This is a genomic window from Streptomyces sp. NPDC027962 (assembly GCF_055566095.1).
Genome location: NZ_JBVHTA010000041.1, coordinates 1 through 15,724, shown reverse-complemented (window position 1 = coordinate 15,724; position 15,724 = coordinate 1). Strand labels below are relative to the sequence as shown.

Annotated in this window: 12 protein-coding genes and 1 pseudogene; 10 read left to right on the top strand and 3 right to left on the bottom strand. The window is 71.0% G+C overall.

Annotated elements, in window-relative coordinates; genetic code table 11:
- Positions 1-575: 575 nt before the first annotated feature.
- The 3 genes from ACZ4SA_RS29430 (at position 576) to ACZ4SA_RS29420 (ending at position 6,320) form a co-directional block, all read left to right on the top strand.
- Entirely contained in the window at positions 576-839 is a 264-nt protein-coding gene (locus tag ACZ4SA_RS29430; RefSeq protein WP_053557226.1) for a WhiB family transcriptional regulator, read from the top strand.
- A 196-nt stretch (positions 840-1,035) separates the two neighbouring features.
- The gene (locus ACZ4SA_RS29425; RefSeq protein WP_468280547.1) at positions 1,036-4,767 is read left to right on the top strand and encodes a glycosyltransferase family 2 protein; all 3,732 of its coding nucleotides are present in this window, start codon (positions 1,036-1,038) and stop codon (positions 4,765-4,767) included.
- Entirely contained in the window at positions 4,764-6,320 is a 1,557-nt protein-coding gene (locus ACZ4SA_RS29420; RefSeq protein WP_468280546.1) for a DUF5719 family protein, read from the top strand. Before ACZ4SA_RS29425 ends, ACZ4SA_RS29420 begins: the two co-directional genes overlap by 4 nt.
- A gap of 69 nt (positions 6,321-6,389) precedes the next feature.
- Here the strand turns inward: ACZ4SA_RS29420 and ACZ4SA_RS29415 are convergent, their stop codons facing one another.
- Positions 6,390-6,818, bottom strand: coding sequence for a metallopeptidase family protein (locus tag ACZ4SA_RS29415; protein ID WP_468280628.1), 429 nt, complete (start codon positions 6,816-6,818; stop codon positions 6,390-6,392).
- Positions 6,819-7,092: 274 nt separating this feature from the next.
- Here ACZ4SA_RS29415 and ACZ4SA_RS29410 point away from each other — a divergent pair, with 274 nt between their 5' ends.
- The 6 genes from ACZ4SA_RS29410 (at position 7,093) to ACZ4SA_RS29385 (ending at position 13,222) form a co-directional block, all read left to right on the top strand.
- Positions 7,093-7,521, top strand: a complete 429-nt coding sequence (locus ACZ4SA_RS29410) for a DUF3499 domain-containing protein (protein WP_468280544.1) — start codon at positions 7,093-7,095, stop codon at positions 7,519-7,521.
- 288 nt (positions 7,522-7,809) lie between these two features.
- Complete coding sequence (locus ACZ4SA_RS29405; protein ID WP_468280542.1) at positions 7,810-9,171, top strand: phosphomannomutase/phosphoglucomutase; 1,362 nt, start codon at positions 7,810-7,812, stop codon at positions 9,169-9,171.
- Between the two features lie 210 nt (positions 9,172-9,381).
- Positions 9,382-9,564 carry a Trm112 family protein gene (locus tag ACZ4SA_RS29400; protein ID WP_356630592.1) on the top strand — a complete coding sequence of 61 codons (183 nt, stop codon included), beginning with the start codon at positions 9,382-9,384 and terminating at the stop codon, positions 9,562-9,564.
- Positions 9,565-9,666: 102 nt separating this feature from the next.
- A complete protein-coding gene (locus tag ACZ4SA_RS29395) occupies positions 9,667-10,806 on the top strand; it encodes an SIS domain-containing protein (RefSeq protein ID WP_468280540.1) in 1,140 nt (379 codons plus the stop codon).
- Between the two features lie 177 nt (positions 10,807-10,983).
- Positions 10,984-12,162 (top strand): mannose-6-phosphate isomerase, class I, encoded by a 1,179-nt coding sequence (gene manA / locus ACZ4SA_RS29390; protein ID WP_468280538.1) that lies wholly within the window; start codon positions 10,984-10,986, stop codon positions 12,160-12,162.
- Between the two features lie 94 nt (positions 12,163-12,256).
- Complete coding sequence (locus ACZ4SA_RS29385) at positions 12,257-13,222, top strand: cation diffusion facilitator family transporter (RefSeq protein ID WP_468280536.1); 966 nt, start codon at positions 12,257-12,259, stop codon at positions 13,220-13,222.
- Between the two features lie 177 nt (positions 13,223-13,399).
- Here the strand turns inward: ACZ4SA_RS29385 and ACZ4SA_RS29380 are convergent, their stop codons facing one another.
- A complete protein-coding gene (locus ACZ4SA_RS29380) occupies positions 13,400-13,594 on the bottom strand; it encodes a hypothetical protein (RefSeq protein WP_468280534.1) in 195 nt (64 codons plus the stop codon).
- Between the two features lie 119 nt (positions 13,595-13,713).
- Positions 13,714-14,075, bottom strand: a pseudogene (locus tag ACZ4SA_RS29375) (fructose PTS transporter subunit IIA).
- 735 nt (positions 14,076-14,810) lie between these two features.
- Here ACZ4SA_RS29375 and ACZ4SA_RS29370 point away from each other — a divergent pair.
- On the top strand, positions 14,811-15,724 hold a 914-nt coding region (locus ACZ4SA_RS29370; RefSeq protein WP_468280532.1), incomplete at its 3' end, for an adenosylhomocysteinase.

Sequence of the window (15,724 nt, the reverse complement as noted above, 5' to 3'; positions counted from 1 at the left end):
GCGTTGGCTGGAGCGCGAGGGCATCAACAGCTGGAACAGCAACAGCAACAGCGAGCCTGGACAGCGCTGCGGAACCCGCGGTGGCGGGTCGCAAGGGGCGCTGTGGTCGCTGGCATGGGATCAAAGGTGACGTGTCGGCTCGTCCACTGTCAACCCAATGACCGATTTGGCGGCAATGTTTCACCTTTTCCGGTTACTGCGAACGGAGAAAGGTTTGTGCAGTCGGTGGCGCGGAGACATGCGGCAGCAACTCTGCTCGCAAACGTCAACGAGGCCTGAAGTGATCGGACTGTGATCCGGATCGCTTCGCCGGCTCGACCGAAACAAGATCGATGTTTGAGTCGTCTTCCTTTCCGAGGGGGGCAGGGTGCGGAGCAGGCCGCTGGCATGTGTCACGATTTTGGTGATTTGAACACTTTCCGCATAGCCTTGGTTCCGCAGAGTGAATACCGGGCCCAATAGCAGATCTCGGCTTGACTGGCTCGGAGCCACACACTTGTAATTTCACTCGTGTCGTTCGGCCGAAATCGATCGCGGCAACATCACGGGGACGCAAAGACAGACGAGGGGCGCACATGACCGAGCTGTTCGAACAACTGCTGGTCGAGGACGCGGACGAGGAACTCGGCTGGCAGGAGCGCGCGTTGTGCGCCCAGACCGATCCCGAGTCCTTCTTCCCCGAGAAGGGTGGTTCCACCCGCGAGGCCAAGAAGGTCTGCCTCGCCTGTGAGGTCCGCTCGGAATGTCTCGAATACGCCCTCAACAACGACGAGAGATTCGGAATCTGGGGCGGCCTTTCCGAACGGGAGCGCCGGCGCCTGAAGAAGGCGGCGGTCTGAACAGCCCGAATCACCGTCCGATCGCCGTCCGGCCAAACGGTACAAGCGCGTCAACTGCATACGTAACGAACGGTCCGCGGTCTGTGGGTTGTCCACAGGCGGCGGACCGCATACATGCCAGCCGTTAGTGTGGGGCCCCGTCCGTGACGCACCACAGCCCCGACAGGGCGACCCCGGCCGGAGGGCCCGTACCTCAATGTCCGCCACCACAGCCGAGTTTGTTCCGGCAGCAGCGCCCGAGTTCCCGCGGCACGTCGTCACCGCCGTGCTCGTCTCTCACGACGGCGCGCGGTGGCTCCCCGACGCCCTCGCCGGACTCATCGGCCAGGAACGCCCCGTGCAGAACGTCGTCGCGGCCGACACCGGCAGCGCCGACGCCTCTGCTCAGTTGCTCACCGACGCCCTCGGCGCCGACCGCGTACTGCACCTCGCGCGCCGTACCGGCTTCGGAGCCGCCGTCGACGAAGCCGCCCGCACGGCCCGCGTCCTCGGCCCCGACGACCTCCCCTACCTGAAGCGGCCCAGCGGCTGGGACCCGGTCAGCAGGACCTGGCGCGACGACACCTACGACATGCCGGAGCTGCCGCACGGCGAGCCCGTCCAGTGGCTGTGGCTCCTCCACGACGACTGCGCACCCGAGCCCGACGCCCTCGCCGAGCTGCTGCGCGTCGCCGACTCTGACGAGTACGCCGCGATCGTCGGCCCCAAACTCCGCGGCTGGTACGACCGCAAGCAACTCCTCGAGACCGGCGTCTCCATCGCCAACAGCGGAAGGCGCTGGACCGGACTCGACCGCCGGGAACAGGACCAGGGCCAGCACGACCAGATCCGTTCCGTCCTGTCCGTCTCCTCCGCGGGCATGCTCGTCCGACGAGACGTCTTCGAAGAGCTCGGCGGCTTCGACCGGCGGCTGCCCCTCATGCGCGACGACGTCGACCTGTGCTGGCGCGCCCACTCCGCCGGGCACCGGGTCCTCATCGCACCCGACGCCGTCCTCAGGCACGCCGAGGCCGCCGCCCGCGAGCGCCGCACCGTCGACTGCGCCGGCCGGTCGGTCGCCAGTCCGCACCGCGTCGACAAGGCCGGCGCCGTCTACACCCTGCTCACCAACACCCGCGGCATCGCCTTGCCGTACGTACTGCTGCGCATCGTCTTCGGCACCCTGCTGCGCACCCTCGCCTACCTGGTCGGCAAAGTGCCCGGGCAGGCCGTCGACGAGGTCATGGGCCTGTTCGGCGTCCTGCTGCGCCCGGAGCGCATCCTGGCGGGACGACGGCGCAGACGGTCCGGGCGGGCGGTCGAGGCCGGCGAGCTGCGCCCCTTGTTCCCGCCACCTGGTGCGACCGTCCGCGCCACCGTCGAGCAGGTCGTCTCCGGCTTCGGCGGCTCGGACGCCGAATCCGGCGGCTCCCGGCACGGCGCCGTCGAGACCGGCCCCGGTGGCGACGACGCGGACTTCCTGGAGATCGAGCAGTTCGCCAGGCTGAAGAAGATCGCCCGCAAGCCGGGCCCGCTGCTTTTCGCCCTGCTGCTCGTCGCCTCCCTCGTCGCCTGCCGCGGACTTTTCGCCGGCGGTGCACTGGCCGGCGGCGCGCTGCTGCCCGCGCCCGCCGACATCTCCGACCTCTGGGGCCGCTACGCCGACAGCTGGCACCCGACCGGTACCGGCGGCACCCAGACCGCGCCGCCCTACCTCGCGGTCCTGGCAGTGCTCTCCGCGCTGTTCCTCGGCTCGACCGGCCTGGCACTGACCGTGCTGCTCGTCTGCTCGGTCCCGCTGGCCGGCCTCACCGCGTACTTCGCCTCCCGCCCCATGGTCGAGTCCCGGCTGCTGCGGGCCTGGGCGAGCGTGGCGTACGCCTTCCTGCCCGCCGCCACCGGCGCGCTGGCGACCGGGCGGCTCGGCACGGCGGTGCTCGCGATCGTGCTGCCGCTCATCGCGCGTGCGGCCGTCGCCGCCCACGGTCTGCGTCTGCGGGGAGACGGACGCGGCACATGGCGGGCCACCTGGGCGTACGCGCTGCTGCTCACCTTCGCCATGGCCTTCACGCCCGTCGTGTGGCCGATCGCGGTGGTCATCGGCATCGCCGTCCTCCTCCTGCGGCGGGACGACATCACCGCCTACGGGTTGCGCTTCCTCGCGGCCGTCGGCACGCCGGTGCTCGTCCTCGCCCCCTGGTCGCTGTCCCTGCTGACCAGTCCCTCCGCGTTCTTCCGCGAGGCCGGGCGCGAGTACGGCAGCGGCGCGGCCGGCGCGACCGACCTGCTCGGCATCAGCCCCGGCGGCCCCGGGACGGTAGGCGGCCTCCTGATGATCGGCGTCGTGCTGGCCGCGCTCGGCGCACTGCTGCGCGAGGAGCGCCAGTTCGCGATCCGCGGGGCCTGGACGGTCGCACTGGTCGCGCTCGTCTTCGCGGTGCTCGTCAACGGCTCCGGCGACACCGGCGCCGGCTGGGCCGGACCCGCCACCCTCGTCTACGGAATCGCGCTGCTCGCCGCCGCCGTGCTCGGCGCGGAGGGCGGACGCACCCGCGTCGCCGCCCAGAGCTTCGGCTGGCGACAGCCCGTCGCCGCCCTCGTGGCGCTGGCCGCGGGTCTCGCTCCGGTCGTCGCCGCGGCCAACTGGATGCTGAGCGGCGCGGGCGGACCGCTCGAGCGGCGCGACCCGGTCCAGGTGCCGGCGTTCGTCGCGGAGGAGAGCGACACCCGGGACCAGCCGCGCACCCTCGTCCTCGGGGGTACCTCGGCGGCCAAGGTGTCCTACACGCTCGTCCGGGGCTCCGGCGGCCGACTCGGCGACGCCGAGCTGACCGAGGCCGGGGGCGGCGACGCCCGCCTCGACAAGATCGTCGCCAACCTGGTCGCCGGCTCCGGCGCCGACCAGACAAGCCAGCTCAGCGGCTTCGCGATCCGCTACGTGCTGGTACGTGACGGAGCGCCCCGCCAGACCAGTCGCGTCCTCGACGCCACCCCCGGCCTGACCCGGCTCAGCCAGCTCGACGGCAGCGCCCTGTGGCGGGTGGACCGCCAGGTCGCCAGGGCCACGATCGTCACCGGCAAGGGCGACCCGCTGCCCGTGGCCTCCGACGCCGTGGAGGCGCACGCCGACATCCCCGCCGGTGAAAGCGGGCGGATCCTGCGTATCGCTGACCGCGCCGCACAGGGCTGGCAGGCCACGCTCGACGGGACGCCGCTGAACAAGACCACCGTGGACGGCTGGGCGCAGGGCTTCGAGCTGCCCGCCGAGGGCGGCCGCCTGGACCTCACGTACGACGACCCGGCCGCTCACACGGCCTGGATATGGACCCAGGCGTTCCTCGCGTTCGTGCTGCTCGTCCTCGCAACTCCGGGCAGGCGCCGGGAGATCGACGACGATCTGCCGGAGGAGCCCGCCGCCGTACCGGACCAGCCGGTGTCCGGGGAGGGCCGCAGGGCCCGCAGGCTGCGGGCCCAGGCGGAGGCGGAAGCGGAGTCCGCGGAAACGGACGCGGGCGCGGAGCCCGGGCAGGCTCAGGAGCAGCCGCGGGCAGAGCAGCCCGCACCGTACGCGGCGGTGCCGCAGCAGCAGTACGGCGAGTGGGACACGCAGACGTACGCCGACGCCGGCTATGACACCTCGTACGGCCAGGGGCAGTACCAGGGCGGCGGTCAGTACGAGGGCCGGTCCTACGGCGACGGTCAGCAGTACGGCGGGGACCAGCAGTACGGCGACCCCCAGTACCAGCAGCCGCACCAAGGTGATCCGTACCAGGCCGACCCGTACCAGGCCGCTTCGTACGGCAACGGGCAGTACCAGCAGGACGGCCAGTTCCAGCAGCATCCGCAGGACGGCCAGTACGACCCCTACGGCTACGGCGACCCGAACGGCGGCCAGTACCCAGAACCCCCGGCACAAGCCCCGGGCAGGACGCGAGGCGAGTCAGAGTGAAGCGCACGACCATCTCCCTGATCGCGGTCGCCACGGCTCTCGCCGCGGTGACCGGCTTCGCCTCGCTGACGGCATCGGACGGCGGCGGGCCGGTGGCGGGCGAGGCTCCGGCACGGCTGCCCGTCGAACGTTCCAGCCTGCTCTGTCCGGCGCCGAGCAGCTCGGATCTCGCGGAGACGCAGTACACGGCGTTCACCCCGGCGGCGAAGGCGGGAGCAGAGGATGGCGTCGAGGCGGACTCCGCCGAACTGAAGCCGTCTTCGGCCACCCTGGCCGACCCGGACGCCGCGAAGGACGACAAGGACAAGGGCAAGACGGACGAGGAGAAGGACGAGGCGAAACAGTCCGCCTCCGACAAACCCCTTCTCGCGCTCAAGGAGCCCGGCAAGCCCGTCTCCGCGGAGAAGAGCGGCGGCCAGGCTCCCGCGCTCGTCGGTACGGCCACCGGCCGGCTCGCCCCTGGCTGGACCGCGCAGCAGACCACCACGGTCTCCGCGGGTGGTGGCCGTGGTCTCCTGGGCGTCAGTTGCACCGCGCCTGACACGGACTTCTGGTTCCCGGCCGCCTCGCTCGCCGACAAGCACCAGGACTACGTCCACCTCACCAACCCGGACGAGGGCGCCGCAGTCGTCGACATCGAGCTGTTCGGCAAGGACGGCGCGCTCAAGAGCGACCTGACCGAGGGCATCACGGTCCCCGGCGGATCGAGTGTCCCGGTCCTGCTCTCGACCCTGACCTCCGATCCGGCGGAGGACGTGACCGTCCATGTCACCACCCGTGCCGGCCGGGTGGGCGCTGTCGTGCGGTCCGCGGACGAGGACAGCGGCAGCGACTGGCTCAGCGCCTCGTCCGACCCGTCCGGCACGGCCGTGCTGCCCGGCGTCCCGGCGGACGCGACGTCGGTGCAGTTGGTGGCTTTCGCTCCCGGGGACGACGATGCAGAGCTGAAGCTCCAGCTGGCGGGGGCGACCGGCACCATCACCCCGGCCGGGCACGAGACGCTGCACGTGAAGTCCGGGATGACGGCGAGCGTCGACCTCCAGAACATCACCAGGGGCGAGGCCGGCTCGCTGATCCTCAGCCCCGCATCGGGCGGCCGGGCGACTCCGGTGGTCGCCGCGCTGCGCGTGGTGCGGGGCAAGGGTGACAAGAAGGAGATCGCGTTCATCCCGGCGACCGCGCCGGTGGGCGGGCGCGCCTCGGTGGCCGACAACCGGGCCAAGGGCGCCCTGCTGTCGCTGACTGCACCGGACAAGGCCGGGGAGGTCAAGGTCATCACATCGGCCGGCACGGAGGGTGGCAGCCCGACCGTCAAGACGTACAAGGTGAAGGCGGGCACGACGCTGGCCATCACAGCGCCCGTGCCCGCCGGGTTGAAGGGTTCGTACGCGATCACGGTCGAGACGGTCTCAGGCGGTCCGGTGCACGCGTCGCGGTCGCTGGAGATCGCCGAGGACGGCATCCCGATGTTCACGGTGCAGACGATGCCGGACGATCGGGGCACGGTGGCGGTGCCGAAGGCGGAGCAGGACCTGTCGGTGCTCGACGACTGACGCGATCGGGTGTACTTCGAGCCGGGCCCGACCCCGCGTGGTCGGGCCCGGTGTGTACCCCCAGGGAGCTCAGTCCTGCCCGTAGCGGGGGTCGACCGACTCGGGGGCCAGCCCCAGCAGCTCCGCCACCTGCTCGACGACGACTTCGTGGACAAGAAGTGCTCGTTCGTCGCGGTTCTTTGTCCGAATCTCGACCGGTCGGCGATAGATCATGATCCGTGCGGGCCGCTCCTTGTCCGCCGGGACGGCGTTGCCCAGCGGCACCGACTCCTCGGGCGAGCCCGGGACCTCCAGCACCAAAAAGTCGACATCGGCCAGCTGCGGCCAGCGCCGCTCGAGCCGCTCCACAGAGTCCAGGACCAGGTCGCGGAAGGTCTCGGCGCGGCTGGCGGAGAGCGGCACCTGCGGAGGGGCGACGGGCCCGCGCATGCCTCGCCCGTGCCGGTCACGGCGACGGGGCCTCGGCTCTGCCGGTCGGGGCGGTACAGGACTGTCCATCACTGACGCAGGGTAGCTCTCCCGGGCATGCGGCGATCGCCCCGGAGTCACCGGGCGACAGGCATGTCTCCAATTGAACATTCCAGCCATCGTTGGGCTCGATTCGGAGACTCTCGCGATCGGTGTTCTCGATGCCGTTGACCTGATTCACCCCAACTCATGACCACGCGGCGTGTGGCCGTCGCCCATGTGGTTCTCTTTCCGTGCAGGTCAGGCCAGTTGCTCGAGCTGCCCATATGTCCGATGTCACACGACGACACGGGGGAGTGACCTGGTGGAGAGTCGTCGCAGCCCGCTCAAGAGTGCGGTACCGTCCAACGTCGTGAGCCCTGTACGTCGCTGTTCGCGCACCGCGTGCGGCCGCCCTGCCGTCGCGACACTGACGTACGTCTATGCCGATTCGACTGCGGTCCTCGGTCCGCTCGCCACCTACGCCGAGCCCCACTGCTACGACCTGTGCGCAGAGCACAGCGAGCGGCTGACGGCGCCGCGCGGCTGGGAGGTCGTACGGCTCACGGACGGCTCCGCCCCGGCCCGCCCCAGCGGCGACGATCTCGAAGCACTCGCGAACGCCGTGCGCGAGGCGGCGCGCCCCCAGGGGCGCAGGGCGGAGGCCGGCGGCCAGGGGGGCCGGCGCTCGGCGGACCCGATGGAGGTCGCCCGCCGCGGCCATCTGCGGGTGCTGCGCTCGCCCGACTCCTGACCGCAGCCGGTTTCCCCTTTCTTTCCGGGCCTGTCGTAGCCGCGTCCGGTCCTGTCTTTTCCCGGCTCCGGTCCCTGTCAGTTGCTCCTTTCCGCTCCGGTCCCTGCTCCGCTCCGGTCCCTGCCCCTGTCCCCCTTCGGTCGCCGGCTGTTCTCCCGCACGATCGCGTGGCGCCACGCGCATGACTCCTTTCGAGCCGGGCCGCGAGCTCTTCGAGCCGGGCCGGGCGGCCGAACCCTTTCGTGCCGGTAGTTTGGTGACCACATGGACTTCAGAAGGGGTTGGGCCGTGGCTGTTGATCTGTCTGCGATCGTGAAGGCGTACGACGTCCGCGGGGTGGTGCCGGATCAGTGGGACGAGTCGCTGGCCGAACTGTTCGGCGCCGCCTTCGTCCAGGTGACGGGAGCGGACGCGATCGTCGTCGGTCACGACATGCGGCCCTCGTCGCCGGGGCTGTCGGGCGCTTTCGCGCGGGGCGCCGCGGCCCGGGGCGCCGACGTCACCCTCATCGGCCTCTGCTCGACCGACCAGCTGTACTTCGCCTCCGGGCACATGGGGCTGCCGGGCGCGATGTTCACCGCCTCGCACAACCCGGCGCAGTACAACGGCATCAAGATGTGCCGGGCGGGCGCGGCACCCGTCGGCCAGGACACCGGCCTGGCGGACATCCGCGAGCTCGTGGAGACCTGGTCCGAGCAGGGCGCGCCGGCCCCGGCAGGGACGCCCGGCACCGTGACCGAGCGCGACACGCTGGTCGACTACGCCGCCCACCTGCTGTCCCTGGTGGACCTGTCGGCCGTGCGGCCCCTGAAGGTCGTCGTGGACGCCGGCAACGGCATGGGCGGCCACACGGTCCCCACCGTCTTCGAGTCGCTGCCGCTCACCGTCGTCCCGATGTACTTCGAGCTCGACGGCACCTTCCCCAACCACGAGGCGAACCCGCTCGATCCGGCGAACATCGTCGACCTGCAGGCGCGTGTGCGGTCCGAGGGAGCGGACCTGGGCCTGGCCTTCGACGGCGACGCGGACCGCTGCTTCGTCGTCGACGAGCAGGGCGAGGGCGTCTCGCCGTCGGCGATCACCGCCCTCGTCGCCTCACGTGAACTGGCCAAGCACCCCGGCGGCACGGTGATCCACAACCTGATCACCTCGTGGTCGGTCCCGGAGGTCGTGCGCGAGAACGGCGGCACCCCGGTACGCACCAGAGTGGGGCATTCCTTCATCAAGGAGGAGATGGCCCACACCGGCGCGATCTTCGGTGGTGAGCACTCGGCGCACTACTACTTCCGCGACTTCTGGAACGCGGACACGGGCATGCTGGCGGCTCTCCACGTCCTCGCGGCGCTGGGCTCCCAGGACGGCACACTGTCCGACCTGGTCGCGCAGTACGACCGGTACGCGGCCTCCGGAGAGATCAACTCCAAGGTCGAGGACCAGTCCGGACGGGCGGCGGCGGTGAAGGCGGCATTCGCCTCCCGGCAGGATGTGACGGCCGACGAACTGGACGGGCTCACGGTGTCGGCCGCCGACTGGTGGTTCAACCTGCGCGCCTCGAACACGGAGCCGCTGCTGCGGCTGAACGTGGAGGCGCGCGACGAGGCGACGATGGCCAAGGTCCGCGACGAGGTGCTGGCGCTGGTGCGCGCCTGAGTCCGCCGGCACGGGTGGGGACGTCCGGTCCCCACCCGTGCACACCCCGCCCTCGCGCAACCGCGTCCGGCGGGCGCCTCCAGAACAAGCCGCACCCCGCCCCCCGGCGGTAGGCTGACGAGGCCTGATCCGCTTGACCGTCACCGCATGTCCGACGCGACCGCAACCGCTCCGTTTGATGTGTCACATGCCCGAAAGGACATCGCTGTTATGCCGCTCGAAGCCGGCCTCCTGGAGATCCTCGCCTGCCCGGCCTGCCACGCACCGCTGGACGACCGCACGGCAGCCGAAACACCCGAGCTGATCTGCACCGGCCAGGGCTGCGGCCTCGCCTACCCGGTCAGGGACGGCATCCCGGTGCTCCTCGTGGACGAGGCGCGCCGCCCCGCCTGAAGCTGTTGCAACACGCTTCAGGCGGAAGTTGTAGGGGACGGATCCGTCCCCTACAACCGCACTGACCCCTCGCACGCGTACGGCGATCGGAGGCCCACCCTCATGCTCGACGAGTCGCTCCTCGACGCTCCGGAAGCCCTGGCCCGCGCCGACCGCAGAGGTCTTCTGCGCGGCGCGGCCGAGGCAGGAGCCCGGGTGCGTACCGCAGCCCGGCACGCCGACGAAGCCGGCATCGCCAAGCTCACCCCGGAGGGCCGCCCGCGCGCCGTCCTCGTCGCGGGCCCCGGCACCGCCGCGCTCGGAGTCGCGGACCTGATCGGCGCCCTGGCCGGCGCCTCCGCACCCGTCATCGCCCTGCGCCCCACCGGTGTCGCGCATGCGGCAGGGGCCCTGCGCTGGGCTCTGCCCGGCTGGGCGGGCTCGCTCGACCTGCTGCTCCTGACGACCACCGACGGCAGCGAACCGGGGCTCGCGCTGCTCGCGGAGCAGGCCTACCGGCGTGGCTGCACCGTCGTCGCCGTCTCTCCGCAGCGCTCACCGCTGGCGGAGGCGGTGGACGGGGTGCACGGCCTGGTCGTTCCCATGGCGACCGCGCCGTACGAGGCGTACGAGGAGGTGCAGGCAGCCACGCCCGGCGCGCTGTGGGCGCTCTTCACGCCGCTTCTCGCGCTCCTCGACCGCGTGGGCCTGATCGAGGCGCCGCCGGAGACGGTCGCCAAGGTCGCCGATCGTCTCGACCACACGGCGGAACGGTGCGGGCCCGCCATCGCGACGTACAGCAACCCGGCCAAGACGCTCGCCGCCGACCTGGCCGACAGCCTGCCGCTCATCTGGACCGAAGGCCCCGGGGCTGCCCCGGCGGGCCGCCGGTTCGCCGCGGTCCTGGCCGAGCTCGCGGGACGCCCCGCGCTCGCCGCCGAGCTGCCGGAGGCGCTGCCTGCCCATGGCGTCCTTCTGGTGGGCGACTTCGCGGCAGGCGCCGACCCCGACGACTTCTTCCGTGACCGGGTCGACGAGCCGCAGGCGCTGCGGGCCCGTGTCGTGCTGCTGCGCGACCGGCCGGTCGGCGGCCTCACCGCGGCGCCCGCCGCGCGTGAGCTCGCACTCAGCCATGACACGCCGATCAGCGAACTCGAGCCGGAGGACGGCTCGGAGCTCGAGTCGATCGCCGAGTTGCTCACCATCACCGACTTCGCGGCGGTGTACCTGGCCCTCGCGTCCTCGGGCAACCACCAGACGTAGACACGTCGGCCTCGCGCCGCAGCAGCGCCTCGTCGGCCGGTACCCGCATCACGACGCAGCCCCATCACGCGGCATCCGCACGAAGACGCGCCCGCATCACGACGCGCCCGCATCACGACGCGCCCGCACCACGACGTACCCGCACCACGACGTACCGATGAAGGACCAGGGAACATCATGGATCGCCTCGTCAACACCGTGCGCCCCTACGCCTGGGGGTCCACGACGGCCATTCCGGAGCTGCTCGGCGTCGCCCCGACCGGCGAGCCACAGGCCGAGATGTGGATGGGGGCCCACCCGGGAGCGCCGTCCCGCGTGACCCGCGGCGGGGCCGCCGACCAGCCGCTCTCCGAGGTCATCGCCGCCGCACCCGACCGGGAACTCGGCGAGGCGGCCGTCGCCAAGTTCGGTCCTCGTCTGCCGTTCCTCCTCAAGATCCTTGCGGCCGGCGCCCCGCTCTCCCTCCAGGTGCACCCTGATCTCGCCCAGGCGAGGGACGGCTACGGCGCGGAGGAGAGCGCTGGCGTCCCCATCGACGCGCCGCACCGCAACTACAAGGACGCCAACCACAAACCCGAACTGATCTGTGCGCTGACGCCGTTCGACGGCCTGTGCGGCTTCCGCGCACCCGCCGAGTCGGCCGAGCTGCTCGCCGGTCTCGACGTCGACTCCCTCAAGCCGTACGTCGACCTGCTGCACGCCCATCCGGAGGAGGGAGCCCTCCGCGAGGTGCTGACCGCCGTACTGACCGCGGACCGCGAGGAGATGGCGCACACGGTCACGGAGGCCGCGGCGGCCGCCGAGCGGCTCGGCGGCGACTACGCGCCCTACGCGGCACTCGCCCACCACTATCCAGGCGACCCCGGTGTCATCGCGGCGATGCTGCTCAACCACGTCCGACTGCAGCCCGGCGAGGCCATGTTCCTGGGCGCCGGCGTGCCGCACGCCTATCTCGACGGCCTGGGCGTCGAGATCATGGCCAACTCCGACAACGTGCTGCGCTGCGGGCTGACCCCCAAGCACGTGGATGTCCCCGAACTCCTGCGCATCGTCCGCTTCGAGGCGACCGAGCCCGGCATCCTGCGCCCCGAGGTCTCCCCGTCCGGCGAGGAGGTCTACGACACTCCTGTCGACGAGTTCCGGCTGTCCCGTTACGTGTTGGCGCCGGACGCCGAGCCCTGTGACGTCACCGCGTCCGCACCGCAGATCCTGCTGTGCACGGCGGGCAGCGTCACCGCCGGCGAACTGACCCTCGCGCCCGGCGAGTCGGCGTTCGTGCCCGCAGGGGAGCAGGCGGAGATCTCGGGCACGGGCAAAGGCTCCGGAACCGTCTTCCGCGCAACAGTGGTGGCCTGAGTCGGCACCGCCGGCGGGTGCTGCAACAATGGCGCACCGCAAAGACCGGGCAAAGGACCGGTCGGCGATACGTACGAAGGGACATCCGGCAAACATGAGCGCGTCAGGCGGTACCAAGGCGATCGTGGCGGCACTCGCCGCCAACCTCGCAATCGCGGTGGCCAAGTTCGTGGCGTTCCTGTTCAGCGGGTCGTCGTCGATGCTTGCGGAGAGCGTCCACTCGCTGGCGGACTCGGGCAACCAGGGACTGCTGCTCCTGGGCGGGAAGAAGGCCCAGCGCGAAGCGACGCCGCAGCATCCCTTCGGATACGGGCGCGAGCGCTACATCTACGCGTTCCTCGTCTCCATCGTGCTCTTCTCCGTCGGTGGCATGTTCGCCATCTACGAGGGCTACGAGAAGATCAAGCACCCCCACGAGATCGAGGCCTGGTACTGGCCGGTGGGCGTCCTCGTCTTCGCGATCATCGCTGAGACGTTCTCCTTCCGGACCGCCATCAAGGAGTCCAACCTCGTGCGCGGCAAGCTCAGCTGGACTCAGTTCGTGCGCCGCGCCAAGGCCCCCGAGCTTCCGGTCGTCCTCCTCGAGGACCTGGGCGCGCTGGCCGGTCTGTTCCTCGCCCTCGGCGGTGTCGGCCTGGCGCTGGCCACAGGCAACGGCGTCTGGGACGGCATCGGCACCCTGTGCATCGGTGTCCTGCTGATCGTGATCGCGATCGTGCTGGCCGCGGAGACCAAGTCGCTGCTGCTCGGCGAGGCCGCCGGTCTCGACGACATCGAGAAGATCAAGGCCGCGACGGTCGACGGCGAGACGGTCACACGCATCATCCACATGCGCACGCTTCACCTCGGCCCCGAGGAACTGCTGGTCGCGGCGAAGATCGCGGTCGAGCGGCACGAGACCGCGGACGAGGTCGCGAACGCGATCGACGCCGCGGAGGCCCGCATCCGCGCAGCCGTGCCGATCGCGCGAGTGATCTACCTCGAGCCGGACATCTACAACGAGTCGGCGGCCGCGGCGGGCGCCGACTCGTCCAAGTCCTCGGGCGGCGAAGGCCACTGAGGCCTCGCGGCGCGGGAGCGCGGTAGCGCGAAAGTGCCGGACAGGGTCCCGGACCTGACGGTCCGGGACCCTGTCCGTTCAGCCCCGTTGCTGGGGCGGGGTTGCTGTGGGGTGGATTCGGGCCGTCCGCTTGCCGCCGCGTGTGCGACATGTGCGCTCGGGGCGCGCGCTGCCGGTTCAGGCGTACACAACCGGGAGCAGCCGCCCTGACAGCCACTCGGCGGGCCCGCAACCCGCCCCGGTCAGGCCGGCCGCGACCCCGAGCATCGCGCCGAGGCCGAGCGCAACCGGGACGGTGTTGTCCTCGAGCACCCGCTCCTGCACGGCGGACACCGGCACGGTCCCGCCGTGGGCGCCGCGCAGACGATGCACGGCGCCCGCACCCTACGGGACGGACCTGACGCACGATCACGAGACGTGGCGGGCGCTCCCGGTGCGCTACCGGATCTCGCGCAGCATGGTGAGGACAGCGGCTTCGTCCGGCGCCCCGGTCAGCCGCTCACGGAACTCGTGTCCATGAGCTTGCGCGACAGCATGGCCAGAATCCGCAGGTGCTCGTCGCCCGCAGCCGCCTCCGGAACCGTGATCATGAAGATCAGCTTGGCCTCGGTGCTGTCGAGCGACCCCCACTCCAGCCCTCCGAGGACCGCGCGTAGCCGACGATCGGCGACGTGACGGCGTCGGTCTCGGCGTGGGGAATGGCGATCTCCTCGCCGAGCCCCGTCGTTCCCTGCTCTTCGCGCGCGAACGCGGCCTGCACCAGCGCCCCGGGGTCGGCGACCTTGCCGGTGGTGGCGAGCATCGCGGCCATCTCACGGATGGCGGAGTCCTTGTCGGCGGCCTCGAGCCGCACCTTGACGGTCTGCGCGGTCAGATAGCCGGACAGGACCTCGTCCGCATGCTCCGCCTCGGCCGCTGCTGCTGCGGGGCGGCGGGCGCGGTTGCCCTGACGGCCTTCGCCTCCTGGACTGCCGGGGCGCTTGTGGCCCTTGCGCCGGCACTCGCCGTATCGGGCACGAGAGCCTCGGCTCCGGCACGGCCTCCGGCGCCTGCTACGGCACCGCTTCCTGCTGTGGCACTGGCTGTGGCGGCACCGATGGGGACGAGGGCAGGGGCGGTGCGACGGCTACCGCGCTCGTTGATACCGATCAGCGCATGGCGGGCATCGCAAGCAGCTTCAACTTCCGCTGCACGCTCGCCGGACTGGTCACGTGGTTCTCCTAACGCTCGTCCTGCGATGGTTGCGCTGGTACGGATGCCTCCGGTCCCGCAGCAGGATGTCGCAGCATCGCGCAACGGATTCCGGCCATGACCAAAGCCCCCGGTCGCGCTGCTTCTCCCCGCCACGGCCCCAGCGAACTGGCTGGAATCCGCACAGGGGCGGGCTGGGGTCGGCTGGGCCGATCGGTGTAGATTCGTAACCAGTCAGACGTCGCTGCTGATGGCGGTCGGGCGGTCCCGTGCGGACCGACCGAGGGAGAGAGGGCCTCCGACGGACTGTCCTGTGGACTCCCGGGCATTCGTATGCCCTGGCCGCCGCAGAGCCAGCCGTAACCACCCTCGACCCGAACCACGAGGAGCAGCTCGCATGTCGACTGTCGCCAATGGCCAGGACTTCAAGGTCGCCGACCTTTCCCTCGCCGTCTTCGGCCGCAAGGAGATCACCCTCGCCGAGCACGAGATGCCCGGCCTGATGTCGATCCGCAAGGAGTACGCCGCGGCCCAGCCGCTCGCCGGCGCGCGCATCACCGGCTCCCTGCACATGACCGTTCAGACCGCCGTGCTGATCGAGACCCTGGTCGCACTGGGTGCCGAGGTGCGCTGGGCGTCCTGCAACATCTTCTCCACCCAGGACCACGCCGCCGCCGCCATCGCGGTCGGCCCGAACGGCACCGTTGACGACCCGCAGGGCGTCCCCGTCTTCGCCTGGAAGGGCGAGACGCTCGAGGAGTACTGGTGGTGTACCGAGCAGGCCCTGACCTGGCCGAACACCCCCACCGGCGGCCCGAACATGATCCTCGACGACGGTGGTGACGCCACCCTCCTGGTCCACAAGGGTGTCGAGTTCGAGAAGGCGGGCGCGGCTCCCGACCCCGCCACGGCGGACAGCGAGGAGTACGGCTACATCCTGCGCCTGCTCAACCGCACCCTCACCGAGAACCCGCAGAAGTGGACGCAGCTGTCGTCCGAGATCCGCGGTGTGACGGAGGAGACCACGACCGGTGTCCACCGTCTGTACGAGATGCACCGTGACGGCACGCTGCTGTTCCCGGCGATCAATGTGAACGATGCGGTCACCAAGTCGAAGTTCGACAACAAGTACGGCTGCCGGCACTCGTTGATCGACGGCATCAACCGTGCGACCGATGTGCTGATCGGTGGCAAGACGGCGGTCGTGTTCGGGTACGGCGATGTGGGCAAGGGCTGTGCGGAGTCGCTGCGCGGCCAGGGTGCGCGGGTGATCATCACGGAGATCGACCCGATCTGCGCGCTGCAGGCGGC